The organism is Dinoroseobacter shibae DFL 12 = DSM 16493, from assembly GCF_000018145.1.
GTDB classification, from domain to species: Bacteria; Pseudomonadota; Alphaproteobacteria; order Rhodobacterales; family Rhodobacteraceae; genus Dinoroseobacter; species Dinoroseobacter shibae.
The window spans coordinates 148807-173677 of the sequence record NC_009955.1; the positions used below are offsets into that span (position 1 = coordinate 148807).

A 24871-nucleotide genomic window follows, 5' to 3' on the forward strand; every position below is an offset into this window, starting at 1 on the left:
GTCAGTCACAAAACCCGAAGGACACTTTCACTTTTTTCGGGCATTGACCCTGTCCTGGCCAATTTCAGCGGATCCTCACCACACCGCGCCATGTCTGCGTTTTTGTCGAAGCCATTGATTTGGAACAGCAGAGGCATCTGGGGACGCAAAATCGGCAACGGGGATCGGCAAAATTTTGCACAAGTTGCTAAATTATCGTTACTTGGCAGATAGTTAGCAGATTTCGCAGATCGGCAAGATATTTTTCTACAGCCCTGCCTACATCTGCGGATGCGTAACATCTTTTAATCTTACCCTCTTACGCCGCTTGCCCGCTGAGCCTGCCATAAAAGCTACGCTCAAGATGCAGCTCCCCTGCCCCGGCTTTCTCGACCATGCCGCGCAGATATCCGCCTGGTGAAGCAACCTCGCCCGCGCTGTGCTTCTCGAACACAAGTGCAAACGCAGCCGTGGCCACCTGAGTGCCCATTCGGTCCTGAGCCACGTTCCAAGCATGCTCCGAAATCCCGATCATCGGCCTGAGTTGCCCGGCAACCCGATGCAGATCGCCCCAATCCTTCAGGAATCCGCCCATATTACGCGCCCAGGACGCGAACTCTGGACAGGCCTGCATGATTGTTGGCAGGTCAAGCGCGGTTCGCTTCTTGCGCACCTCTGCAACCCAGTCTTCCAGTTCCCCATCAACCCGCTCCTCGGGTCGTGCATTGGGCACGACATCCGCCGCTTCCTCTTTTTCAGAGGAATTACTTATTACAGGAATAAGTTGATTTGTAACTAGTATATGGGGTTCAGAAATGACCTCCCTGGGGTTCATTTCTTGGGTCTTCTTCATAACTTGGGCGTCATTTTTGTCGGTGTTTTCCACAGGGTTTATCGCACCAGTCGCCTTGAGATAGGCCGCCTCGACTCGTTCCTGAAGTTCCTTGAACCACGCCAGTAGTCGCTCCAGTTGTTCAGAGGCTTGATGGCGGCGCGGAAGTCGGTCCAGAAGCTCCTCGAAGAGACCCGTGAATTGCGTCCAGGGCCCGCGCAACGCGCCGCTTACCGCCGCCTCGATCCGCGCGCGGATTATCCGGCGCGCAACCGTGATCTGACGCTTCAAGCGCTGGCAGAGCTCGCGCTCGGCCTGCAACTCGGCCTGCAGCTCTTCAAACTCCTCGACTCGAGCCGAAAGCGGCGACAGATCGAAGCCGTAGGCCTCGACGATACGCCCCTCAGCGTCTCTGCGGCCCCACCGTTTGCCATTCGGGCTATCCTGGAAAGAGATCACACCGTTCTCTGCCAGACGCCGCGCATGACGCTTCAGTGCCGACAGAGAGAAGCCGGTCTGTTCCATCAGATAGGCGTTAGAGGCCCAGACGATCGGGCGCTGCCCCTCCTCCCAGTCCTGGGCCTGCGTGAAGGCCCCCAGTGTATCGAGGAGCATCATGTCGCCGGCCTTCAGACCGATATGCGCTCCAACGCGCTTGAGCGCGACAAATGCCCGCGTCTTGGGTACTGCTACCCGTTCACCGGCTTGGGCAAGCTGCTCAGCAATCCCAAGACCCGGTGTCGGCTTGCGCCAACCTGTATGTTTCATGCCTGTATCTCACCTCCGGTTGTGTGGAGGCAAAAGAAAGCCGTTCGCTCAGAAGCGTTCGTCGTTGACAGTGAATCCTGTGAGACTTATCTTGAAGGTGACCAAACCATTAAGATCAGCTCTCAGGCCACACCGCTTGGGGGCTTTTCTTTTGCCGTTAATTCACTTGTCGTTCCTTTTTTGCTCCTTGCCTCATCGTTCCGAAGAACATCTCACCAACGCTGTCTTCAGTCGGTATCCTTCTCCGCGTCTTCGACGTTCAAATAGCTTGCGACTAAGTCTCCAAGCTTTTCGAGACGCTCTTGGTCAATCGGCACTCCTGCAACCTTGATTGATAGGTTTCCATCGACGGAAGTGACCGAAAGATTTCGGTTGCCCACCTTGCGCTTTACGGTGAGTTTTTGGGGCTTTGTCTTTGGTTTTGGCTTGGCTTTGTTCGTTCTCTCCAAGCTCGCTAAGGCACCCTGTAAATCGCGAAAGCTCATGTCGTAGACGTTCTTGAACGTGTTCAAGATTTGATCCTGCGCAGCGAAAACGGACCGTGCTCGCGAGACTAGGCTCTCATGCACACCAATTTTCTTGGCGAAGGCCACAGCTGTCAGTTTCTCTTCGCCAGAAGCCAGCGTCTCATACATTTCACCAATCGAAACCAATCGCTCAAAAGGGCTGAGATTCTCGCGCTCCTCATTCTCGCGAAACCGCAGAAACAACATTTCAAACTTGCTGTTCTCAGCGTTTCGCGCGTCAGGCGGAGCAAGTATTGCACGAAGGGGTACACCGAGCTCTGACGCGGCAGCCAGTCGGCGGCGTCCTGTCAGCATCACGAATGGAACCCCCGCGATATTCGACGGGTCCAACGGATCCGGCTGCCAATCCGGATCCTCCGGCCACACTAGAATGGGCGTGTCCTGCCCGTTCGAAGCGATGCTGTTTACCAAAGACCTGAAGGCTTCCTGGGACATCCAGTCTTGTCGGCGGTCGGTTCCCATTGGATCGGAGATTTGATCTGGCGACAGGCTTATCTCATGGCGACCGTTGAGGATATCCAAACAAAGCTCGGCTCTGCTTCGCTCTACTGCAGCTTGCGACTGCGCAAGCGCTCCTGATTTCCAGGCACTGCCGGCCCCCTTGAAAGGAGTCGAAACAGCATCACTCGATTCTGTCCTGCCTTCGGAGCCGCTCGCACGTTCCTTGTTTGTATTGAGATTGGTAGCCTTGCTGACCAGCGACCTTGGAATACTGCGTTTCATGCTTCACCCTCGCCGTCATCTTCATAGAATTCGTCCATCCAAGTATTGGCGTAGCCACGTTCGAGTCCTGGCCAGAGTCGCGATATTATGGCGTCGTTCACGGCGTCGGCATTCGTGATGAACCGGTTGATCCCCTTGCGCTTTCCCGGCGTGTCTGGCTCGTATTCGTATACGGACTGATAGACGTCCGAAGCGTTCGAGATCGCGTCGGAACGCAAATAAAACACGGGCAGAATCTCCGTGGGGCAATGTTCTAGCAGGTTTCCGATGTGGTTAAGATCCTGCGCATTGGACCGTTGAACGATCGTTGGCAACAGCATGTTCGCACCGGTTCCGATCTCGATCCTTTCATGGGCCAGGATGTGCTGAAGCATCCCAAGCAGGCCAGTCACAAAGGTCGACAACGTCGCAATGTCGAACCCCTTCATGGTTTGCGGTATGACCAGCGAAGTAGACGCAATCACGTTATTCAACTGGAACAGTGTGAGCGCGGGTTGATAGTCGATGATGATGACATCCAGCGTCTCCGCTAGTGCGGTGTCGAGCCGCTCCTGGTCGACCTTGCCGTCGACTACCAATTCGTTGGGTAGCGTTTTCGGTGGGTGGCCCGCTTTCCAGCGGTCGATGGCATCGCGTAGGTAGCGGTAAAAGCTCTTTCCGGCGGGGGCTTCGCGGACAAGCCGCGCAATCTGGATCTCACCCTCGGATGTTTCGCCGTGAGCTGGAAGCAGACGCAGGCCTGGCCAGGAGGTCTTGAGAAGGAAGCTATCGAGCGTTTGCGCATCGTGGTCGGTATATGGCGCGTCTTCCGACTGAAAGAGTCCAGCAAAGTCCACCATGGAGGCGGTGTTTTCGTCGGGCATTTGGGGAAGGCCCTCTCCCCCGACGAAGTAGAGCGTTATTGTACTTTGCGGGTCAGCATCCATAACACCGACACGCATGCCGTAGTGCAAGCTGAGATACTGGGCAAAATGCGCGGCGCTCAGACTTTTGGCGGTCCCGCCTTTCTGGCTTGCAAACGAGATGACGGGCAAAGGTGCGTCAGGCTTCCGCCAGGCCAGGTAGTCGTACGGCCGCTTTGCCGAGGCTGCCAGAAGGGCCCGCATGTGCATCAATTCTGAAAGCGTGAAAACACGCTCTCTTCCAACATATTCTCCTGCGGGAAAGTCATCGCTCGAATTGGCGAACTTGGTCAGATACTGAATACTCACATTGAGAAACCTAGCGCACTGGCGCATGGACCAGGTTCGCTTGATGCGCTGACGCAAGGTGAGTTCCTTGTTCACTGCCACCATCGTGCGCTCAAGCCCACGTGACAGATCCGTCAAAAACTGTTCTAAACTACCGCTCATTTATAAGCCCTGACTTCGGTTGGGTCCGAGTTCGACTCGATTCTGCTTCAATGGTAGCACGGTTCTGAGTAAAAGATAAAGATACCACGCGCCTATAGGTTTCAGGCGCTTATTTTGAGGCTCAGTGGCTCCAGAAACTCCAATCTTGAACGCGTTCAAGATTGGAGTTTAAGTCGGCTGGCCAGAGCGAAGCCGATCAACCATGCATGTTTCACGCCGCGTCTTTCGGACCCCAGGAGATGACCGTCCTAGTTGGTGGCTTTGCCCATGTTTGCGTTGAAGCCGTGATCACAGATGCTCACCGTGAAGTAGCCAGCGCCGGTCTCCCCTTTCTGAATCTTCTAGATGCCGCCGCACTCGGTCAGCTTGCCTCACGGGGAGCGTCCGGCGACGCGTTGCGCGAAGGCCGTGCTGTTCGACCTCGCGACGGGTTCGATGGTAATTTCCAGGTCGGAGGTCAAGATGGAGATTGAGCCGAAGCTTTTGGCGGTTTCATTGTCGGCGCTTATGAAACTGATGCAGCCCGAAGGGTAGCTGCGCGGTTGACCAAGGCCTGACCACGCTGGATGCGAAGCGCCGCATAGAAGGGTAGGGGAGGAAGATGGGCCACAGCCGTTGTAGACGGGGCGGCCGCTGCGATGTGCATTCCATGCAACCGGTACGCACCGGGAGACCTGCGGGGACCGGAAAAAATGCCACAGGGAAATGCGCGGCGTACTTAAAACTGAACAAAACAAGTAGACCCCTTACTCTCGTGCACGCGCGCAACAAGCGTTGCGCTATAGTGCTCTCAACAGCCCGATCCCTTGCTCAAGAGGCATTGCACGAACGCCTTCGGCCACGGGGACGTCATGCTCTCCGGCGTAGATCAACAGCTTCCGGCTGGCCTTGATGTCTTCCGCGCCCACATAGAACCCGCGCGAGACCTTTGGCGCAGTCGTGCGCTTGATCTCAACGGCCCAGATGTCGCCCCCAGGCAGGCGAAGGACCAAGTCAAGTTCAGCTCCGGCAGAAGTGCGATAGAAGAATGGTTCGGTGCCGGTTGGTGCAGCGGCAAGAAGGGCCTCGATACAGAACCCCTCCCAACTGCCGCCAACGACAGGGTGCCCGAGCAAGCCCTCGATTGTCCCAATGCTTAACAGGGCATGCACGACCCCGCTGTCGCGGACATAAACCTTTGGCGATTTCACCAAACGCTTGCCGACATTCTCATGCCAGGGCTGCAGTCGCCGCACCAGCATGAGATCAACGAGCAGATCGAGGTAGCGTCCAATCGTTTGGCCGGAGACGCCCAGCCCCTCGGCGAGGGCTGCAGCGTTCAATAGACCACCTTGCACATGCGCAAGCATTGTCCAGAAGCGCCGCAAGGTTGCGGCTGGAATACGCGGTCCGAGGGCAGGGATGTCACGTTCCAAATATGTACGCAGAAAATCCAGACGCCAATCCATGCTGGCTTGATCGCTTGAAGCCATGAAGCTGTCAGGAAAGCCACCACGCAGCCAGAGCGCATTCAACTGATCAGCCCCCACCTCGGTAAGCTGTAGAGGGGGCATTTCGATATACCTGACACGTCCAGCAAGGGATTCTGCCGACTGTTGGAGTAGGACGTTGGAGGCTGATCCCAAGAGCAGAAACTGGCCCGCTCGAAAACCGGCCCGCCTGCGCTGGTCGATCTGACCACGCAGGCTCTTGAACAGGCCAGGCATCTGCTGCACCTCATCGAGGATGACGAGTTTTCCCGCCTGTTCATCCAGATATAGATCCGGTTCGGTCAGGATCTGCCTGTCCGCATCTCGTTCTAGATCAAGGTATACCGATGGTTGCTCCGAAGCGATGTCTAGAGCGAGCGTGGTTTTCCCAACCTGCCGGGGGCCGAGGAGGACAACAGCAGCTTGGCTCTCGAGCGCGGATTGCACAAAGTGATGAGTTTGGCGCTTATACATACCTTGCAATTACTCCACACGATGGAAGATTTGCAAGGATAAACTGCTTAGCGGATAAAGTTGCCACTCTATTGGAGATGTCGCCTGATGTGACGAACAGGCTTAGCGTCAAAACTCACTCATAGTATCCCAAGCCGCTTCGCCCGCTCCAGCAACATCTTCACTGATGATGGCTGCCAGCTTGTCCGGCCGCGGGGTGTGCGCTCACGCATGTTCTCCAAGCGGGCGCAGATGGCCTGAAGCGTAATGTCGGGATCGGCGCCCTTGATACCCGCGACGATGGCGGGCAGGCGATCATCTCGCGCACGCGGGCCCGCGCGATCAAGCACGGTCGCGGGGAGGAACCCATCGCGGACGTAGGCGTTCACAGCGCGCAGCAGACGGCTTTGCGTCCAGCGCCGGGCCTCGGGTAGGGGGCCGTTGATGATGCGCACCACATCTTCCCAAGCCAGATCGGGGCGCAGCCGACGCACATGGGGCACCCAGTCCTGCGCAGTTTCATTCAGGCGTTCCATATATCCGTCCTGTCGCGCCAGTCGGACCTTGCGTAGCGCAGCCGGATCCCGGGCGCGCAGGCCAGGGTTTCCGCCGACCCGCCCCTTTGTTCGTGCGCTGGCAAGCCCAGCCTTGGTCCGTTCACGGATCAGGGCGCGCTCGAACTCGGCTGCTGCACCCAGAACCTGCAGCGTGAACTTGCCCTGCGGGGATCCGGTGTCGATCGGGTCCTGAATCGAGCGGAAGAAGGCGCCCTTTGCTTCCAGCCGTTCGATCACCTCCAGCAAATGCGACAGCGACCGCGCCAGCCGGTCGATGCGCACCACCACCAGCGTATCGCCCTTGCCGATCCGTTCCAGCACCCGCGCCAGCACAGGCCGCGCACGATCACCGCCAGAAGCCTGTTCCTCATGGATTTCGACACAGCCCGCTGATTTCAGCGCCTGCGACTGGGGCAGGGGGGTCTGATCCTCGGTCGATACTCGCGCATAGCCTATCAACGGCATCAAATCCTGCCTTTTGCAGTTAAGGATACGGCTAATAAACGACCGATTAGTACTAAGTGAAGGAGCCGCTCTTGCCTCTTGGCAAACTTTGCCATAAGTTTGGTTTGAAAGGAGATCAGCATGGGCACCATGAATATTTCTTTGCCGGACCCGATGAAGAGCTGGGTCGAAGAACAGGCAAAATCAGGTCGGTATGCCAATTCCAGCGACTACGTTCGCGACCTGATCCGGCGTGATCGGGACCGTCGTGAAGCCATTGCTGAAATTCAATCCGCTGTCGACGTGGGCCTCGCAAGCGGGCCGGCGGTCCCGCTTGATCGCAGTACGTTCAAGTCCCGGATGCGCGCCAAATATGCCGGAGAATAGTCGTTGGGTCATTAGACCCGCGGCTGAAAAGGACCTGTCCGACATCTGGCACTACGGCGCAGACAACTGGGGCATTGAGCAAGCAGATCACTATTCGGATAGTCTATTTGCACTCTTCGACCTGCTTGCTGACTTTCCAGAGATGGCGCGTGAGCGCAGCGAGTTCACACCCCCGGTACGTATCCATCCTAGTGGAGCGCATCTGGTAATCTATCGTGTGGAAGGGCAGGGGGTTGCGATCATCCGCATATTGCATGTCCATCGGAACCTCACGGCCTATCTGCTCGACGGTTGACCGTCACAATCCCGCAGCCTTGGTCAGGTTCACCCGGAACCGGTCCCTGCGGCGCTGATAGCGGCGGGTCATTTCGGCTGAGGCATGGCCAAGCTGCTTCTGAACGTAACGTTCGTCGACCTCGGCAGAACTGGCCAGACCGGCTCGCAGACTGTGACCCGAAAACAGCGCCAGTCGGTCCTTTTCGGGCAGCTCTGATCGAATGCCAGCGTCGCGGATGGTACGCTTGATCAGCCGGGCGACGTGTTTGTCGTTTAGCCGTGCTTCCAGCGCCCGTTTGCCATCCCGCGAGGTGCCCACAAAGACTGGGCCAAAGTCGATCCTTGCAAAGTGCAGCCACTGCTCCAATGCGTGCACCGGGCAGGTCCGATCTTTGGAGCCGCGAGCAATCTCGACCTCGCGCCAACCGGTCTTGCCGCGCAGCGTCAGGATGGCGCCGGCCTCAAGGATATTGACCCAGCCGCCGCTATCGGGCGTATCATCCTTGCCGTGATCGAGACTGACGATTTCAGAGCGGCGCAAGCCTCCGGCAAAACCTATCAGCAGGATCGCCCGGTCACGTAACCCGCGCAGGTCGAAGGACAGGGTGGCGACCATGGCGAGAATGTCCTCGGCCAGGATCGCCTCTTTCTGGACCGGCGGGCGCGCATGTTTGCGCTTGATGCCTGCCAGTACCGTAGCGATGTGACGGTTCTTGCGATCAAGCGTAGAGCCGCGCTGTGCAAAGTTCCACGCCATGCCAGACAGACGTCGCTCGATGGATGAGACGGAGAGGGCAGGGGAGGCACCAGTAGCCGATGCCAGATCGGCAAGATAGAGCCCGATCAATTCGGGCGACGGCGGCAGGGCCTCCGCGCCCTTCATCCGGCACCAGCGTGTAAAATGCGCCCAGTCTTTCGCATAGGCTTTGAGCGTGTTCTCGGAGGCGGCGGCACGGGCGTAATCGCGTGCCGTCTCGACCAGCCTGTCAAGGCTGCCGGAGCCCGCTACAAAGGAGGGAAGGCTCAGGGCCTCGCTGGGCGGCGTATTGCTCTTGTTGCCCTCACTGCCGGAGGACCCGATTGGTGCGTTTGCACTCGATTTCCCGCTATTTTTTGCCATGCTGCTGAGCATATATAATCATGTCCGATAATGCAAACTTATTGGACATAGCGGAGAGCGGCAAGTCGGGGCGGTTAGATCGCTATTTTCTGGCAGAAAGCGCCGCGATGGTGTAGGCTTCAGACATGACTTTTACCCGGCCAGATCATATCAGCGACCGCGACACGTTACCCCGGATGCCCGCCTGGGTCACCTCTGCACGCGCTGAAACCCTTGAAGATGTTGCGTTTTTGTCGGGTGCCGCACTGAGCCAACTGCATCTAGTGTTGGGATACAAGGAGGTGCCCCAACCCTTGTTGCGGGATCGGCTGGTGCTGCGTGCGGCTGAGGCTTGTGTCGCGTTTTCGGGGCGCCCGGAGCGGGTAGGGGAGCTGCGCGACGCCGTATACCTTCTGCGCCCCGGCGATCTGCCCGGGCCGGCCGGTGAAACTTATCTTGCTTGGCAGCGCGCGGCGGAGCGACCGGTGTCGATCAAGGTTCTCGATCGGGCCTTGCCGACCATCGAGCCGGGCCAGATTGCGACATGGCTCGATGCTGGGAAAGGCGCGCCAGTGACCCGGGCTGTGATGGTGCTCGAGGCGGTGCTGCGCGAGGCGCCGCGCGAAGACCTCGCAGCGCTGATCCTCGCGGATGCCGCCCTCGCTCTGGCAATCGGCTGGGATCATCTCGTGCCGATGCTGGCCCCAGGCCTGAAACGCGCCGACCTGCGCAAGCAAGGCGGCGACTTGCGTCTGGCCTGTCATCGCGCACTCATCTCTTCGGTGATCGAGGCCGTTCGGCAGGCCGCGGACCTCGCGCGTCGGGCGGCGCAACTCAAGGCAGTCGCACCCAAGCTTCGGGCAAAAGGGGCGGGCGATGCGGTCGAGATGTTCCTGACCCGCGATGCAGTGGCGCCCTCGGCGCTACCCCTGCCGGATCGCGCCGCGCGGCGGCTCTGCGACCGGCTGGTCGACCTCGGTGCGGTGCGCGAGCTGACCGGGCGCGACACTTTCCGGCTCTACGGGGTGTAGCGATGGCGAAGGATCGCTCAGACCCCGAACTGGATCGCGAGTTGCCCGATCTGCCGCCTGAGCTGCGCTGGCGGGAATGGATACGCCGGATCGAGGCTGTGCTGTTTGCCTCCGCCTCGCCAGTCCCGCGCCAAGACCTCGCCCGCATCGTGGGGCAGGGCGCCTCAGTCGATCTGCTGGTCGAGGACCTTGCCGCCGATCTGGATGGGCGGGCCTTCGAGATTGCCCAGGTCGCCGGCGGCTGGATGTTCCGGACGCGGGCGGCCTATGCGCCCGCGATCCGGGCGGCGGCGGATATCGGGGATCAGTTTCTGGATCTGAGCGAGTTCGACACCGCGGTCCTAGCCGCTATCGCCTATCACCAGCCGATCACGCGCGACGGGCTCAAGGACATCTTCGGCAAGGAGATCAGCCGCGAGCTTATCGGGCGCTTGCATGCGCAGGGTTTGATCGGGACCGGACCGCGATCGCCGCGACGTGGCGCGCCCTATACATTTGTGACGACGGAGCGGTTCTTGGCGGTGTTTGGGGTGGAGAGCCTGCAGGACCTGCCCGATCGGGAGGGGCTGGAGGATGCGGGGCTGGGTCATCAAAAAGCTGAATCGGTCAGGGTGGATTGATTCAGATTTGTCATTGGACGGATGAGGCCCAACAGGCGAGACTCTGGCCATGCAAAGCGGCGCATACGACCCTGTCGATCTCGAACGCATCGATCCGGCCCGGAACATGGCGCGGTTCTATCGGTTGTCTGTGCAGCCCACCTTGTTCGGGGAACAATCGGTCATCCGGAGTTGGGGACGCATCGGGACACAGGGCCGCAGCATGATGGTCACTTATGCATCGGAAGGCGACGCTGTCAAAGCCTGCAAGAAGCTTTTGTGCAGCAAGGTGGCAAGGGGGTATCTTTGCCTGAACGATGTCGAGAAATCGTGAGGTATAGAATTGACTTCTATACCTCAAAAATGATCTATTCATGCGTTATAAAAAAGGGCTCTATAACTCATGGCATGGAACTGGCAGATATCCGGTTGGCCGGAATTCCGGTATGACGAGGCCGCACTGGCACCGCTTGAGCAGCGATTTTTGCTGTCCTCAGGCGAAGTCCTTGGTGCCGTCCACCATGTGAACCCGTCCGAGCGTGATCAACTCCGCATCGATCTGCTGAGCGATGAAGCGATGAAGACCAGTGCCATCGAGGGCGAGATGCTGGACCGGCGCAGCGTGCAATCCTCACTTCGCCGGCACCTTGGATTAGAGCCTGACAGCTATCCGAACAAACCTCGCGAGCAGGGGGTGGCTGAGATGATGGTCGATGTTTACTCGACCTATGCCGAGCCCCTTGCGCACGGCACCCTGTTTCGGTGGCATGAGATGCTCTTGGCCTTCGACAAGCGCCTGGAGGCGATCGGTTCATACCGGCAGCACGAGGATGCCATGCAGATCGTCTCTGGCCGTTTTGATCGTCCGGTCGTGCATTTTGAGGCGCCGCCATCTGTGCAGGTTCCGGAAGAGATGGACCGGTATGTCGACTGGTTCAATCGGACCGAGCCGGGTGCCGAGGAGCCCTTGCCAGCGTTGACGCGTGCGGGCCTGAGTCATCTCTACTTCGAAAGTATCCACCCATTTGAGGACGGGAATGGTCGCCTGGGTCGGGCCTTGGCCGAAAAGTCCCTGGCTCAGAGTATCGGCCAGCCCAGCCTGATCGCGCTGGCTTTCACCCTCGAGCGAAAGCGAAAGGACTATTACGATCAGCTCGAGCGACACCAGAAGACGCTGGAGGTCACGCCTTGGCTGGTATGGTTTGCAAAGTCCGTTCTTGAAGCGCAGCAGGTCACCCTGGGCCGCGTGGGCTTCTTCATTGCCAAGGCGCATTTCTATGGCCGGCATCGTGATCAACTGAACGAACGGCAAGCCAAGGTGATCGAGCGGATGTTCCGGGAGGGACCAGATGGCTTCAAGGGTGGTTTGAGCGCCGAGAACTATATTTCGATCACCGGTATATCGCGCGCGACTGCTACAAGGGATCTACAAGAACTTGTCGAGATTGGTGCCCTCACGCGCACTGGCGAACGCCGATACACGCGTTACTGGCTGAAGTCACTTGCCGGGATCATAGCCTAGCGCAGCCATAGAACGCGTCGGTTGTCTGATGTTCGAGGCAGATGCACTGTTCCTGCTATCCATTCCGCCCTAGTTTTTGAGTCTTGTACGACAACTCGAAAATTCACCCCAGACGGAGCAGACACAAACTCTCCGTCGATCTCCTCGAGTGCTGCTTCGCGCGAAGAGCCGTGATCACTAATGAGTTCCAGGACTGCTTGCGGCGCCACGTCAGGTGCAATCCCGCGTCGCCCTGAATACACTGTCGCGATTTCTTCCAACTTGCTGTTCAAAGCGGGGGATGCGTCTGTGACGCGAAGAAAATCGCTCGTGCGGATCAAACGGTGCGGAGTTCGGCGCCAATCACGAAGTCGATCTAACGCTTCTTCCGGCAAACCTAGATGATCCGCCACCATGTCGATCAATTCGGGGGCGGCCGTATTGAGGTCGATCAATCCGCCGGTATCTTGAAGAGTGATCTGATAAGTCGCCCCGCCAAGCTCCAACTGCAATAGAGCCGCAGAAGCATCAGGCACTTCACCTTGCAGGACCAATCTGAGGGCTTCGTGGTTCAGACGATTGGTGCCGACTAAAACTGCAGTGCTGTGTGAACGTTCCAAGCGCGCCATCATGATGGCACTGGTCACGGCAAACAGAGCGGTCAGGACAGTCAAACCGGACAGCACAACAATCAAGGCAAAGCCGGATCGAGTGTTTGCGTTTCGCATCTTGGCTTGCATAAGAGGACTTTAGAGCGCTTTTTGGGTGAGCCAAGTCCTTTTCCTAGGGTCAGGACCCATTGATTTTCGTGTAGCGGCATGATTCACGGCTCGAAAACCGAGTGGTGAATATGTCTGATCTTTTTTGGCTCACGGACGCGCAGATGGCGCGTCTTGCCCCCTTCTTTCCAAAGTCCCATGGCAAGCCGCGCGTAGATGATCGACGCGTTCTCAGTGGGATTATCTTCATCAATCGCAATGGCTTACGCTGGCGTGACGCACCCGTTGCCTATGGCCCACACAAGACGCTTTACAACCGTTGGAAACGGTGGAGCGATAAGGGGATCTTCGCGCGGATGATGGCCGGTCTTGCCGCCGAGCACGGCGAGAGGAAGACTGTGATGATCGACGCAACTTACTTGAAGGCACATCGCACGGCGACCAGTTTGGGCGTCAAAAAGGGGGGCGTGGACGCCTGATTGGCCGGACCAAGGGCGGCATGAATACCAAGCTGCACGCCATTTGTGACAGCCAAGGACGCCCGCTGAACCTGTTCGTTACGGCTGGTCAGGTCAGTGATTACATCGGCGCACGGGCGTTAGTCAGCAGCCTTCCGAAGGTCGATTGGCTACTCGGTGACCGCGGCTATGACGCCGATTGGTTCAGAGAAGCGTTGCAAGACAAAGGGATACGCCCCTGCATACCGGGTCGAAAGCAACGCAAGGCAACAGTCAAATACGACAAACGTCGATACAAGCGCCGCAATCGGATCGAGATCATGTTTGGCAGGCTGAAGGATTGGCGGCGTGTGGCGACCCGCTACGACCGATGCCCAAAGGTCTTCCTATCAGCAATCGCCCTTGCTGCACTCGTCATTTACTGGCTATGAGATGCCGTAACGGGGCCTGCGTCACGCGCCGCCGTTGCCACTTGTCAGACTAGCACCGCGCTGTCGCCATTCCCGTATTGAACCCACATGGAGGATGACGGGATGAAATTGTTTGTCGGATTGGATGTGTCGCTTGCGAAGACTTCGGTCTGCGTGATCAGCGAGTACGGCAAGATTATCAAAGAGGCAGAGACTGAAAGCGAACCCGAGGTTCTGGCGCGCTGGCTGCATGATCTGGACGGCAGCATCGCGGCGATTGGCCTGGAGGCTGGGCCTCTGTCGCAATGGCTGCACCGAGGGCTGACCGAAGCTGGCCTTGATACGGTGCTCATGGAAACGCGCCAAGTGAAAGGAGCGCTGAAGGCGATGCCGATCAAGACGGATCGGCGCGATGCAGAAGGGATTGCACGCCTTCTTCATCTCGGCTGGTTCCGCCCGGTCCACTGTAAATCCGTGTCTGCTCAGGAAACCCGGGCGGTTCTTGGCGCTCGAAAGGCTATCCAGCAGAACATGATCGCTCTGGAAATGTCGTTGCGCGGACTCCTGCGGAACTTTGGCCTCAAGGTCGGCGCGATCTCCCGTGGCAGGTTTGAGACACGCATTCGGGAGTTGGCAGATGGCAACCCGATGCTGGAAACCGCGACAGACCCGATGCTGCGGGCCCGGGCGACCCTACGGCAGGAACTGGCCGGGCTCGAAGAACGCGTGCGCCAGTTGGCCTGGGATGATCAGGTTTGCCAACGGCTTATGTCGATGCCTGGAATCGGTGCGGTCGTAGCACTTACATTCCGTGCTGCGGTCGATGATCCTGCCCGCTTTCGGTCTTCAAAGAGAATTGGCCCCTGGGTTGGCCTGACGCCCTCACGCAACCAGTCCGGTGAACGAGACGTGTCAGGCGGCATCACCAAGGCTGGTGACGTCAATCTGAGGCGAACATTGTGCCAGGCAGCAACCGTCATGATGAATCGCGGCCGATCGACATGGCTGAGAACATGGGGAGCCCAGCTCGCGCAGCGGCGTGGTCGCAAAATCGCGATGGTCGCCCTCGCACGCCGCATCGCTGTCATCCTCCATCGGATTTGGGTCGATGGCACAACCTTCCAGCCAGATGCCGCGCCGAACCTTGCCTGATCGGATGAGCCGCCACCCGTTGCCTGCCTGATCGCAGGCTGTCGAGGTCCCGCAGGGACGTGGTTCCGATAATGCCGTGGTTTGGACTGTCGCTGACACAAGTCAAGCACGCCTATGAGATGGGCACATCGGAATTACATCGAACCAGCATCATGTTGGCAGCCACCGCGCTGACCACGAACCGAAGCATGTACCCAAAGGACCTCAGCCGAAGGCAGCCAGAAAGCAGCCACAGGCATGCCCGATCCAAGCGAACCGCCTTGGCGGATCAATTTGACTGCGGAAAATCGCTTGACTGAGGCGACCCCGTTACCGAAGTCCTGACCCTAGAAAGTCAAATCCGGGCACTTGCACTAACGTACGATCCTGCCCCCTACCGGAGCAGACCCCATCTGTGCCAAGGCGCGGACATCGGCGGAGGGGTTCATCTGGTTCACCAGTGGCCAGAGCGCAGCCCCTGTTGCCACGACCCCTGCCCCGACCGTTGCGTAATACAGGAAATCCCTGCGGGCGGTATTCTCTGACGCTTCCATCATCGGGCATGTGTCCGTGCCTCCCGCGCTGGAAGGTCAACACGCGAGATGTAACGTTTTGTCAGCGCACCTCTCTACGGATCATCAAACAGGCCTTGTCGGCGCATTAATGGTGCGGGCCCGCGCCTTTTGCCATCATGAGGTGGTGCTCCTGGTGATGCGCCCCGATGGTCATCAGACCAAAGAAACCAAGTCCCTGAATCTGCGCGGCATCGCCATCGACACTGAGCGCCACGCCATCTTCTAGAGCATGTCGCCTCTGACCAGATTCAGGATTCCCCTGATGTTGTTCCTATGATTCCATGTCTTTCAGGCAGATATGGAGGTCAGAGATGGGCAAAGCGCATCCTGTTGAGTTGCGTGAACGTGCCGTGCGGCTTGTCGAGCAGGGCAACACGCACACAGAGGCGGCTCGGCGGCTGTGCGTGTCGATCAAGTTCGTCAACGACATGGTGCGGCTCAAGCGCGAGACCGGCTCGCTCGCGCCGAAACCTCAGGGCAATCCCGGGCGCGGCAAACTGACCAGCGTCAAAGGCTGGGTGGAGAGCCGGATCACGGCGCAACCCGATCTGACGATTGACGAGTTGACCGCGGAACTGGCCGCGAAACACGGGGTGAAGGTTCATCGCTCGTCGGTCGGTCGGCTGCTGCTCAGGCTCGGGCTGTCACACAAAAAAAGACCTGCAAGCCCTTGAGCAGAAGCGTCAGGACGTGGCCGATCTGCGCCGCATATGGATCGGCAAACGCCAGCCCTTCATGGCCAGACATCTGGAAAGGCTGGCTTTCATCGACGAGACATCGCTCAAGACGAACATGGCCAAGACCACCGGCTGGGCCCCGCGCGGGCAACGCCTGGTCGATCACGCGCCGTTCGGGCATTGGCGCACCCAGACCTTCATCGGTGCCCTGCGCCATGATCGCCTCGATGCCCCGTGGGTGATCGATGGCGCAATGAACGGCGAGTTGTTCGACCTCTATATCGAGACCCAGCTGGTGCCGACCTTGGGTCCGGGCGACGTGGTCATCCTCGACAACTTGTCGAGCCATAAGAGCCCCGGCGCAGCCAAGGCCATGCGAGATATCGGCGCGTGGTTCCTGTTCCTGCCGCCCTACAGTCCCGACCTCAACCCGATCGAGATGGCCTTCTCAAAGCTCAAGGTCCTGATCCGAAAGGCTGCAGCCCGAACCTACCATGAACTTTGGCAGGCTGTCGGTCATGTGTGCGACCTCTTCACCGACGAGGAATGCTACAACTTCTTCAAGGCCGCAGGATATAAAACCGATTAAACGCGACACGCTCTAAGTCCTCTGTCACAACGTCCCAGCCGGTCTCGGCCGCGAGAAAGGGCGCATGGGCGGGCACCATGGCGCGGATGGCCTCGAGAACACGGGGGGTGCCCCGAATCTCGAACCGGGCCCCTTCCGGCCGCAGGGTGCGGGCGACCACGGCCTCTTGGGTCAGAAGGTCCATATCGACCAGATGGCGGCGCAATCCGTCAATATCGACCCGCTCCCAATCCGTCTCGGGATCGGCCTGCAGGATCGTTACGATTTCCGCCAAGGCGGCAAAGGCCGATTGCCCGGTTTCCTGCGGTCCGCCCATGTCGTGACCAGCCGCGGAATTGGCGTGCTGCGCGGCCACGGGTGCGGCCATCACTATGGCAAGGACGAAGGGAATGAGACGCATGGACAGGTCCTTCAATGGGGTGGTGTCATGTTTACGCTAGCAGGGGCGGATGCATCGTAATATGATTTCAATCATATGTTGCCAAACCCCTATGATCATATCCCGAGCTCAGCCCTGCGCCCAATCTCCGGCGCGGTTGGAGATACCGTATTTCACCAAGGCGACCCCACCCACGGTCTCTATGTCGTGCAAACCGGGCGCGTGCATCTCGAGCGGGTCGGTCCAGATGGCGAGCGGTTCATCATCCACCGTGCCCAAGCCGGAACAAGCTTTGCCGAAGCTTCGGTGTTTTCGGAGGTCTATCATTGCGACGCAGTCATTGTTGAGGCCGGGGCGCTGATCCGGATCGACAAGGCTTCCGTATTGGCCGCTTTTGCCGACCCGGCATTTGCCCGCGCCTATGGCCGTCAGGCGGCTCAACAGATACAGGCGCAGCGACAGATGCTGGAGATCGTCGGCATTCGGCGCGCAGAGGACCGGGTGATGGCAGGGTTGATCGCAGGCTTGCTCGAAGGCTCCATCGTCGAATTTGCCGCTCGGTTACAATTGAGCCATGAGGCGACCTACAGGGCGCTGCGAAAGCTTGTGCAAGACGGACGGGTCATGAACCCGTCCCGCGGGATCTATCACCTGCACCCATGACCTGATCAGCTGTGGCTCGCGAAGACCGAGGTCGCGCCGTCGGAGCCAACAAGCAAGGTGTCAAAAGCGTCACCGGCCCCGGGACCGCCCATGCCGGGCGAACTCATCGGCATGCGGGGGACAGTCAAACCGCGCGCCATCGGTTGCTCTGCTAGCAGCCGCGTGATGTCCGCGGCAGGCACGTGGCCCTCGATAAAATAGTCGCCCACGACCGCCGTGTGACATCCAGCAAGTTCCGGTGCAATTTGCAGCCGATCTTTGAACGCATAAAGCGCATCCTGATCGACGTCCTGCGCCTCGACCGCGAAGCCCGCTTGCCGGACATGATCGACCCAAGCGGTGCAGCATCCGCAGGTGGGGGTTTTCAGGACTTTAATGACCGGTTCCGTGTTGGCCAGTGCTCGCAGGGGGAGTGTGGCAGCCGCTCCGGCCAGCAAGAACGTACGTCGTTTCATCATGTGTTCCTTTTTGAGTTACCCGAGACCCTAGAACTGTGTTTTCGAGAGTCCAGAGGCTGTTCCTGCTTGTCGGCGTGAGGGCGGATGTATCCAGGGCGTGTCCGCTTGCTGGCCCGCGAAGGGGCTGGATCAACATCCTGTCGACCCAGAGGTCGCGCGTCGTGCGAAACTGCTCGATACCGATCGTCATTCCCTCGTGGCCCTTCGCGGGCTGGGCTACGTAAGTACCCATGAGGCGGTCCCACCACGGCAGGTTGAAGCCGTAGTTTGAGTTGGTTTCGCGCGGATCGACAGAATGATGCACGCGGTGCATGTCGGGTGTGACGACGATCCATCTGAGCCACCGGTCGACCGGTCTCGGCAGGTTGATGTTGGCATGGTTGAAGAGGGCAGTGGCGTTGAGGATGATCTCGAACAACAAAACCGCGACGCCGGGCGGACCAAGCGCTGCCACCAGGGCGAGCTTGATCGCCATCGAGATGAGGATCTCAATCGGATGGAAGCGTAATCCAGTGGTTGCGTCGAAGTCGAGATCCGCATGGTGCATCCGGTGCAGGCGCCACAGGGCCGGGACGGCGTGGAACATGACATGTTGCAGATAGATCGCCAGATCGAGCAGCAGCATGGACAGGATCACAGCCAACCCGAAAGGAGCCTCGATAATGTTGAACAGGCCCCAGCCCCGCTCCTCGGCCAGGACCGCCAGACCGACGGCCAGGATTGGGAAAGACAACCGGAGGATCGCCGTATCGATCACGACAAGTGCCAGGTTGTTCGACCAACGGATGACACGCGGAATGTCACGCCGCCGACGCGGGGCGGCGAGTTCCCAAAGCGCCATGGCGGCCAGCACACTCAAAAACGCCGTCAGACGAATCTCCGGCTCTGCGGCTAGTATTATGTCCATCACAGTCTACGGCCCTTCTGTGTTAGGGCTTGGGTGCGGATGCGCATCTCGCACATCAGTCTTTTCTTGCGCAGCCTTTGCAGCCGCTATCTGGACTATATCAAGATCCCGCGCGTGGCGCTCGTCGAGACACTCTGTTTCGAGCTGCAGCGTGACCATGTGAAACCCATGCTGTTCCGTCAGCCGCCGATAGGCCCTGTTCAGCAAATCCGCGGCCTCGGCGGGTGACTGATGGCGGATATGGGCGGAAAACGCGTGTTTGCCGCTGGTCAGCGTCCAGGCATGCACATGGTGAACATCCAGAACCCCGTCCTGCCCGTTCAGGTCCGCTGTTACAGCGTCGAGATCCGTTCCCTCGGGCGTGCCTTCCATGAGAATGTGGACCGCTTCCTTGATTACGCCCACAGAGGCCCAGAGGAGAACCACCCCGAACGCCATGCCGAGAATCGGGTCAATCGCCAGAAAGCCGGTGAACTCGATCACAAGGGCGGTGACGATGATCAGGAGGCTGCCGACAAAGGTCTGGATGATGTGCCAGAGCGCGCCACGGGCATTCAGATCGTCCTTGCTCGATTGCCACATCAGCGCCAGAGAGACCACTTCCGTGACCAGGCCCCCGAAGGCGACCCAAAGCATGGGGCCTGTGGCCAGGTGGATCGGGTCTCCGAGCCGCATCGCGCCCATCCAGATCACCAGAAGCGCCATGCCGAGAAGAAAGCCGCCATTCACCAGCGCCCCGATGATTTCGGCGCGGTACCATCCGAAACTGCGCGTCGAATCCGCTGGACGGCGCGCAATCCGCTGCGCGGTGATGGCCACGAGAACGCCGCCAACCGCCGACAGGGTGTGAAACGCATCCGACAGGACGGCAATCGAGCCAGTCCAGAGCCCGACGGCCAGTTCAATCACGAAGTAGACGCCGGTGAGCCAGGCCGAAATCACAAGGGCCTTGCCGGAACTCGGCATGTGCCCGGCGTGAGAATGACTGGCCATATCAGCTCTCCTCCCCTTGTGTACCGGTCTTTCGCGTCGCGGCGAAGAGAACCGACAGGCCGGTAAAGCCACCGAGCGCAAGCGCGGTCCATGTGGCAGTGCGGGCATCTCCGTTCATCGCCTGGTTGCCCATGTGAGCGAGCAAAAAACTCGCTGGAATAATCCCGGCCATCGTGGCCAGCGCGAACCTCCAAAGATGCAGCTTGCTCAGACCTGCGGCGTAACTGATCATATCGAAGGACAGAAACGGCAGCAGGCGACTGCCGAAGACCAAGAAGGTCAGAGTGTTCTGCGATCCGAACAGGCCTGTGTTAATCTTCTGACCGAGATGACGCTCAACGAAGGGACGACCGAGACCGCGGGCCAGACCAAAAGCGGCAAGCGCACCGAGTTCCGCGCCAAGAACGACAAAGAGTGTCCCGAACGTGTGCCCATAAGCCGCTCCGGCGGCGAGTGCGATCGGCGCCGAGGGCAGGGGGCTTGCGACGATAGCGATTGTCATAAGCGCCACGATAACCATTGGTCCGGCAAGACCTGCCGCCTCGATCCAGCGGTCAATTTCCGCGCGATCAGGCAGGCGAATGTCAACGCCAAGGACGTCCGGGAAGGCCAATGCGACGACTCCCATCAGGAACACCGCAATAAGAAGGATGCGCATCATCATGGATCAAAACACGGCATAGAGCAGAACGAAGAACGTCGCTGCCAAAAGGTCAAAGGCCACGCAGAATGGAATATACCAGTTCGGAATCCGGGCGAGACGATAAGAATTGTGGTGTGACATGTCCCAAAGGGCGTGCAGGGCCAAGCCCAAGGGAAGGAAAGCCCAATGCCATATCAGCCCCAAAAAGGCTGCCGAGCCGAACAAAAGGGCGACGGCGAGCTCTGCCCAGAACACGCGCGCTCTGCCGTCCGCGGCGCCAAAGCCGATATAGGCACCGCCAATCAAAGCAAGCGTGATCGAAGCAAGAGCTATCGAGCTCTTTTCATCCAAAAACAGGTGAGCCGGCATTGTGAGCAAGACAAACAACACACCAACCCATACGGGAGATTTCAAGATATCCCCGTGTCGATGGTGCGATACGTGATCGCCTGTCTTTTCGAAAATCTGTGCCATGGCTTTGTACCTAGGGATTCCAGCAACTGGAAGGTCAAGGGCTATTCATCCACGCGCGCAACGCAGCGCTCACTCAACCGTTCCACGGTGAGGTCAAAGGACCGATATCAGGACGTATTTGACGCTGACGCCAAGCTCATGTCCGACGCGCGTGGCGATTTTCAGTCATCTTTCGCCTTCTGCCAGACTTGCTGGCAGGCTGAGTAAAGAAACGTCGCTGACCAGGTCAGCAACATGAAGCCCAAAAGCGATTGCAGCATCAGCAACAGTCGAAAGGGCCCGACCACCTCTATGGACGAATAGCCAAGGGTCGAGAACGAGATGCCCGTAACATAGAGAACATCCTGAAACATCGGCGGGCTGTTGCTGAACGATTGCGGCAGAACGCTTGCCACCACCATCGTGTTGAACACGGCGAGCGTCACAAGTTCCAATACGTGCAGCAACAGCAACGCGGAAAACGTCAGGATGATCCGAAAGCCGGAGCCATCCGACCGCTGCGGGGAAAACTTCAGAATGCCCGACAACGCATAATGATGGACAATTCCCATCACGATCGCCGCGCATATTCCGACAAACATAGCCATCAACTCGGTCATACACCCAAACCCGTCTTCCTGTTCAAACAGGTCAATTTGACCATACATCAGGCTTTTAGCACAACGGGACCAATTGATTCTTCACTGGTCAGGCCAACGCGGGGGGCAACCCGTTCAGGGCGACATCCACCGGAACGGTCGGCAAGTTCGATGCGATCCAGCCAGGCCCTTCGCCTGATCCCAACATCCCTTCCGAGATATCGGCGTAGCCCGAATAACCAGCTTGTCTCAACGCTCGAAGCAGCGATGCGGAGCGTCCGCCAGTGGCGCAGATCAGTCCAACAGTGCGATCACCGCTCAGTTCCTTGGCCCTGAACAATCGGTCCGGAAAACCGGACGCGTGCATGCTTATCGGCCATACACCAGCACCTACGCCGGTTTCTTGCCACTCTTTGTGCGTTCTGACATCGATGATCCGCGCCGTATCCGATAGAAGCGCGTCAAAGGCATTCTCTGCCGACCAGACAGATCGGCTCTGCGCCAACAGCGGTGACGCCGCGACGGTCAGCACCGTCATATGAGCACCCAGAACGAAACGGCGCCGGTTCAAATCAAGAGCCATATTCGAAAACCTCATCCTTTGATCGGTTGCGATCCCAAAGGTCACATAACATACGCGCGACGCTACCCGGGAGCACGACACGGTGCAGGCACAGATTTGTATCCATCTGTAGCAAGGGACTGACCTGATACAAACGGCTACAATTCTGCCCATGAAACAGAATGCAACGATGATCTAGGAAGGACGCCATGGGACCGCCACCTCATATCCTTATCGTGGACGACCACGCTCAGATACGCGAAAGCGTCGCGCGCTTCCTGGAGAAGAACGGAATGCGCACGACCGTCGCCAGGGATGCCGTGGAGATGGATGCCAAGCTGGCCACTGGTCACTTCGACCTCCTCGTGCTCGATGTCATGATGCCGGGCGAGGACGGTTTGTCGGTTTGCCGCAGACTTGCGCCAGAGGGTGATCTTCCGATCATCATGCTGACGGCGCTTGGTGAGGAAACGGATCGGATCGTGGGTCTGGAAATCGGTGCGGACGATTATCTCGCCAAGCCGTTCAATCCACGAGAACTGCTCGCCCGCATCAAGTCGGTTCTTCGGAGAAGCAACCGCGACGAACCTGTGGCCGGAAGCCTCGCTGGGAGGAAAGTCTCTTTTGCGCACTGGATACTGGATACCGACCGGCAGGTGCTGATTGACGAGTCCACCACCGAGACCCCATTGACGACCTCCGAGTTCAAATTGCTGGCGGTCCTGCTGGAACGCGCGAGGATGGTGCTCAGCCGTGACCAGTTGCTTGACCTGACCGCTGGTCGGACGGCAGGCCCGATGGATCGCACCATCGACAATCAGATCAGCCGTCTCCGCCGCAAAATCGAGCCGGATGTACTTAGGCCCAGTGTCATCAAAACGGTGCGGAACGGCGGATACTGTCTGGCTGCCGATGTCGAGGATGCGCCGTGATGCGCCGTGCGATGAGATCTCTGAGCGGCCAATTGATCCTGCTTGTGGTCGCGGCACTTGTCGTGGCCCAGGTGATCAGCCTGTTCCTGTTCGCCGACGAGCGCAGCCTTGCGATCCGTGCAGCTTTAGGATTCGAGGCCGCGGGTCGCGCAGCGAATGTCGCGCGGTTGATCGAAGAGGCCCCGCTGGATCTGCAGGACTCGATCCTTCGCGCGGCAAATTCGCCTCTGATCCGGTTCGATCTGTCGGACGCTCCGATCGTGGATCACACCGGTCATTCGGACGGCGGCATCGTGGAAGCGCGCATACGCGCCCTGATGGATGACAGCTACAGCCGGGATATTCGCGTTGAATTGCACGAGGTCGAGGGCGAGTTGCGGCCTCTTCCCAATCTCTCGGACGAGATGACAGAAATGCATCTCGCGATGATGCGCGGAGAGTTGACAGCGGTTGAAATGAACCTGTCCATCGCCATCAAGGGAGCGCGTTGGCTGAATGTCGGAACGCGGTTCGAGCGACCGCCGATCCAATGGCCTTTCTATTCGATGCTGACCTTCGGGATTTCCGCCGGACTGCTTCTGGTGGCGATCTTCTGGTTTGTAATGACGCGCCTGACGCGTCCTTTGCGGCACCTGTCGAAGGCCGCGGACCATCTTGGCCGGGGCGAAGATGTGGGCGAATTGGCGGTCACAGGGCCGACCGAGGTCAGAGATCTGACCGTCGCATTCAACCGCATGCAACGACGGCTGACCCGGTTTGTCAGTGATCGTACACGTATGCTCGCAGCCCTTGGCCACGATTTACGCTCGCCGTTGACTGCCATGCGTGTCCGCGCGGAGCTGGTTGACGAAGAAGAGACGCGGGACAGCCTCATCGCATCGGTCGAAGAGATGCAGAGTATGGTCGAAGCGACGCTCACCTTTGCACGCGGCCTTACCGGATCCGAAGGTGCCGAAGTGGTCGATCTGCGCAATTTTCTGGACAGCTTGTGCAGCGATATGGCGGCACACTGCACCTTTGCCCCGAGTGATGATGTTGCCGTGCGGCTTCGACCCAACGCGTTCCGAAGGGCACTGAGGAACTTGCTTGAGAACGCCGTTCGCTACGGTGGTGCCGCAAAAGTCAGCTGGGCGACCCACGGTTCGAACCTCGTACTCAACATCGATGACAATGGGCCCGGCATTCCCGTCGACCAGTTGGAAAAGGTCTTCGATCCGTTCTATCGCCTCGAGCAATCGAGGTCTCTGGAAACGGGCGGTTATGGGCTTGGGCTCTCAATCGCGAGGACAATCGTCCAATCCCATGGCGGCGATATCCAGCTGGTCAATCAGAACAGCGCGGGTTTGCGCGCTGTTGTCACCATCCCGTTGGATGAAACCGAACTGATCGAAGGAGAAACAGATGAAACTGAACGCGTTGATCCTGCCGTTGCTGGCCAGCTTGCCCGCCAGCATGGCGCAGGCTGATGGACCAGGCTCCTGGACGGGGCACATGTGGGGCAGTGGCTATGGCTTTATGGGCGGCTTCATGATGCTCGCCTTCTGGGGTGCGCTGATCGCATTGGTGGTGTTTCTGGTGTTCAGGCTGCGGGACAATGGCACCCGTCCCCCGGACTCGGACGCGCAGGAAGCGCTCAGGCGCCGCTTTGCAAATGGGGAAATCGACGAAGAAGAGTTCCGTCGCCGCAAAGCAACGCTCGACGAATAGACCCCGCCGCGGACGCCAA

The 24871-nt window shown here is 58.8% G+C and carries 29 protein-coding genes and 1 pseudogene; 14 read left to right on the forward strand and 16 right to left on the reverse strand.

Going from position 1 to position 24871, the window contains the following annotated elements:
• Positions 1–298 precede the first annotated feature (298 nt).
• The 5 genes from repC to DSHI_RS18930 all read right to left on the reverse strand — a co-directional run bounded on the left by repC (position 299) and on the right by DSHI_RS18930 (position 7125).
• A complete protein-coding gene (gene repC, locus DSHI_RS18910) occupies positions 299–1579 on the reverse strand; it encodes a plasmid replication protein RepC (protein ID WP_012187065.1) in 1281 nt (426 codons plus the stop codon).
• A gap of 227 nt (positions 1580–1806) precedes the next feature.
• Entirely contained in the window at positions 1807–2829 is a 1023-nt protein-coding gene (locus DSHI_RS18915) for a ParB N-terminal domain-containing protein (protein WP_012187064.1), read from the reverse strand.
• A complete protein-coding gene (locus DSHI_RS18920; RefSeq protein WP_012187063.1) occupies positions 2826–4181 on the reverse strand; it encodes a ParA family protein in 1356 nt (451 codons plus the stop codon). The genes DSHI_RS18915 and DSHI_RS18920 overlap by 4 nt, the downstream gene beginning before the upstream one ends.
• 779 nt (positions 4182–4960) lie before the next feature.
• A complete protein-coding gene (locus DSHI_RS18925; RefSeq protein ID WP_012187061.1) occupies positions 4961–6124 on the reverse strand; it encodes an ATP-binding protein in 1164 nt (387 codons plus the stop codon).
• Between the two features lie 119 nt (positions 6125–6243).
• Entirely contained in the window at positions 6244–7125 is an 882-nt protein-coding gene (locus tag DSHI_RS18930) for a recombinase family protein (protein ID WP_012187060.1), read from the reverse strand.
• 120 nt (positions 7126–7245) lie between these two features.
• On the opposite strand from DSHI_RS18930, the gene DSHI_RS18935 reads away from it, so the two are divergent.
• Positions 7246–7491 carry a type II toxin-antitoxin system ParD family antitoxin gene (locus DSHI_RS18935; protein WP_012187059.1) on the forward strand — a complete coding sequence of 82 codons (246 nt, stop codon included), beginning with the start codon at positions 7246–7248 and terminating at the stop codon, positions 7489–7491.
• Entirely contained in the window at positions 7478–7786 is a 309-nt protein-coding gene (locus DSHI_RS21935; RefSeq protein WP_012187058.1) for a type II toxin-antitoxin system RelE/ParE family toxin, read from the forward strand. Before DSHI_RS18935 ends, DSHI_RS21935 begins: the two co-directional genes overlap by 14 nt.
• 3 nt (positions 7787–7789) lie before the next feature.
• Here DSHI_RS21935 and DSHI_RS18940 read toward each other — a convergent pair whose 3' ends face one another.
• Positions 7790–8899 (reverse strand): tyrosine-type recombinase/integrase, encoded by a 1110-nt coding sequence (locus DSHI_RS18940; protein ID WP_012187057.1) that lies wholly within the window; start codon positions 8897–8899, stop codon positions 7790–7792.
• 113 nt (positions 8900–9012) lie between these two features.
• Between DSHI_RS18940 and DSHI_RS18945 the strand changes: the two genes are divergently transcribed.
• From DSHI_RS18945 to DSHI_RS18960, 4 genes are all read left to right on the forward strand, one after another.
• Positions 9013–9897, forward strand: coding sequence for a DUF1403 family protein (locus DSHI_RS18945; protein WP_012187056.1), 885 nt, complete (start codon positions 9013–9015; stop codon positions 9895–9897).
• Between the two features lie 2 nt (positions 9898–9899).
• On the forward strand, positions 9900–10517 hold the full coding sequence (scpB, locus tag DSHI_RS18950; RefSeq protein WP_012187055.1) for an SMC-Scp complex subunit ScpB: 618 nt from the start codon (positions 9900–9902) through the stop codon (positions 10515–10517).
• A gap of 49 nt (positions 10518–10566) precedes the next feature.
• Complete coding sequence (locus DSHI_RS18955; protein ID WP_012187054.1) at positions 10567–10830, forward strand: WGR domain-containing protein; 264 nt, start codon at positions 10567–10569, stop codon at positions 10828–10830.
• 69 nt (positions 10831–10899) lie between these two features.
• Positions 10900–12018, forward strand: a complete 1119-nt coding sequence (locus tag DSHI_RS18960; protein WP_012187053.1) for a Fic family protein — start codon at positions 10900–10902, stop codon at positions 12016–12018.
• Here DSHI_RS18960 and DSHI_RS21940 read toward each other — a convergent pair.
• Entirely contained in the window at positions 12015–12737 is a 723-nt protein-coding gene (locus DSHI_RS21940) for a hypothetical protein (RefSeq protein ID WP_012187052.1), read from the reverse strand. The two genes, DSHI_RS18960 and DSHI_RS21940, sit on opposite strands and share 4 nt — an antisense overlap.
• A 110-nt stretch (positions 12738–12847) precedes the next feature.
• Here DSHI_RS21940 and DSHI_RS21945 point away from each other — a divergent pair.
• A protein-coding gene (locus tag DSHI_RS21945; RefSeq protein ID WP_085930427.1) for an IS5 family transposase occupies positions 12848–13605 on the forward strand; the annotation gives its coding sequence in 2 pieces (ribosomal slippage) (positions 12848–13169 and positions 13169–13605; 759 coding nt in all).
• Positions 13606–13707: 102 nt separating this feature from the next.
• Positions 13708–14736, forward strand: coding sequence for an IS110 family RNA-guided transposase (locus tag DSHI_RS18975; protein ID WP_012187049.1), 1029 nt, complete (start codon positions 13708–13710; stop codon positions 14734–14736).
• A 389-nt stretch (positions 14737–15125) separates the two neighbouring features.
• Here the strand turns inward: DSHI_RS18975 and DSHI_RS18980 are convergent.
• Positions 15126–15272 (reverse strand): annotated as a pseudogene (locus DSHI_RS18980) (ubiquinol-cytochrome c reductase iron-sulfur subunit N-terminal domain-containing protein); the annotation flags it as partial.
• A gap of 55 nt (positions 15273–15327) precedes the next feature.
• On the opposite strand from DSHI_RS18980, the gene DSHI_RS22435 reads away from it, so the two are divergent.
• Together DSHI_RS22435 and DSHI_RS23155 are read left to right on the forward strand one after the other, a co-directional pair.
• On the forward strand, positions 15328–15516 hold the full coding sequence (locus DSHI_RS22435) for a hypothetical protein (protein ID WP_157865443.1): 189 nt from the start codon (positions 15328–15330) through the stop codon (positions 15514–15516).
• An 85-nt stretch (positions 15517–15601) separates the two neighbouring features.
• Positions 15602–16556, forward strand: a protein-coding gene (locus DSHI_RS23155; RefSeq protein ID WP_422703591.1) for an IS630 family transposase whose coding sequence is annotated in 2 segments (ribosomal slippage) — positions 15602–15940 and positions 15942–16556 — 954 coding nt in all. Because the reading frame shifts where the segments join, the coding sequence is not laid out codon by codon here.
• Here DSHI_RS23155 and DSHI_RS18995 read toward each other — a convergent pair.
• Complete coding sequence (locus DSHI_RS18995) at positions 16528–16956, reverse strand: hypothetical protein (RefSeq protein WP_012187047.1); 429 nt, start codon at positions 16954–16956, stop codon at positions 16528–16530. The genes DSHI_RS23155 and DSHI_RS18995 overlap by 29 nt on opposite strands.
• 75 nt (positions 16957–17031) lie before the next feature.
• Here DSHI_RS18995 and DSHI_RS19000 point away from each other — a divergent pair, with 75 nt between their 5' ends.
• The gene (locus tag DSHI_RS19000) at positions 17032–17598 is read left to right on the forward strand and encodes a Crp/Fnr family transcriptional regulator (RefSeq protein WP_012187046.1); all 567 of its coding nucleotides are present in this window, start codon (positions 17032–17034) and stop codon (positions 17596–17598) included.
• Between the two features lie 5 nt (positions 17599–17603).
• Here the strand turns inward: DSHI_RS19000 and DSHI_RS19005 are convergent, their stop codons facing one another.
• The 7 genes from DSHI_RS19005 to DSHI_RS19035 all read right to left on the reverse strand — a co-directional run bounded on the left by DSHI_RS19005 (position 17604) and on the right by DSHI_RS19035 (position 22234).
• Complete coding sequence (locus tag DSHI_RS19005; RefSeq protein WP_012187045.1) at positions 17604–18056, reverse strand: DUF411 domain-containing protein; 453 nt, start codon at positions 18054–18056, stop codon at positions 17604–17606.
• Entirely contained in the window at positions 17971–18963 is a 993-nt protein-coding gene (locus DSHI_RS19010) for a sterol desaturase family protein (protein WP_012187044.1), read from the reverse strand. The genes DSHI_RS19005 and DSHI_RS19010 overlap by 86 nt, the downstream gene beginning before the upstream one ends.
• Before the next feature lie 6 nt (positions 18964–18969).
• Positions 18970–19956 (reverse strand): cation diffusion facilitator family transporter, encoded by a 987-nt coding sequence (locus DSHI_RS19015; RefSeq protein WP_012187043.1) that lies wholly within the window; start codon positions 19954–19956, stop codon positions 18970–18972.
• A gap of 1 nt (position 19957) precedes the next feature.
• Entirely contained in the window at positions 19958–20620 is a 663-nt protein-coding gene (locus DSHI_RS19020; RefSeq protein WP_012187042.1) for a TVP38/TMEM64 family protein, read from the reverse strand.
• Positions 20621–20623: 3 nt separating this feature from the next.
• Positions 20624–21073 carry a DUF6010 family protein gene (locus tag DSHI_RS19025; protein WP_012187041.1) on the reverse strand — a complete coding sequence of 150 codons (450 nt, stop codon included), beginning with the start codon at positions 21071–21073 and terminating at the stop codon, positions 20624–20626.
• Between the two features lie 161 nt (positions 21074–21234).
• The gene (locus DSHI_RS19030) at positions 21235–21672 is read right to left on the reverse strand and encodes an ion channel (RefSeq protein ID WP_012187040.1); all 438 of its coding nucleotides are present in this window, start codon (positions 21670–21672) and stop codon (positions 21235–21237) included.
• An 88-nt stretch (positions 21673–21760) separates the two neighbouring features.
• Positions 21761–22234 (reverse strand): rhodanese-like domain-containing protein, encoded by a 474-nt coding sequence (locus DSHI_RS19035; RefSeq protein ID WP_008327269.1) that lies wholly within the window; start codon positions 22232–22234, stop codon positions 21761–21763.
• 188 nt (positions 22235–22422) lie between these two features.
• Between DSHI_RS19035 and DSHI_RS19040 the strand changes: the two genes are divergently transcribed.
• Genes DSHI_RS19040 through DSHI_RS22870 form a run of 3 tightly spaced genes read left to right on the forward strand, consistent with a single transcriptional unit; the run spans position 22423 to position 24852 of the window.
• Positions 22423–23145, forward strand: a complete 723-nt coding sequence (locus tag DSHI_RS19040) for a response regulator (RefSeq protein ID WP_007803380.1) — start codon at positions 22423–22425, stop codon at positions 23143–23145.
• Positions 23145–24611, forward strand: a complete 1467-nt coding sequence (locus tag DSHI_RS19045) for an ATP-binding protein (RefSeq protein WP_009807480.1) — start codon at positions 23145–23147, stop codon at positions 24609–24611. The genes DSHI_RS19040 and DSHI_RS19045 overlap by 1 nt, the downstream gene beginning before the upstream one ends.
• Positions 24547–24852 carry an SHOCT domain-containing protein gene (locus tag DSHI_RS22870; RefSeq protein ID WP_222481198.1) on the forward strand — a complete coding sequence of 102 codons (306 nt, stop codon included), beginning with the start codon at positions 24547–24549 and terminating at the stop codon, positions 24850–24852. The genes DSHI_RS19045 and DSHI_RS22870 overlap by 65 nt, the downstream gene beginning before the upstream one ends.
• The last annotated feature ends 19 nt before the right edge of the window (positions 24853–24871 follow it).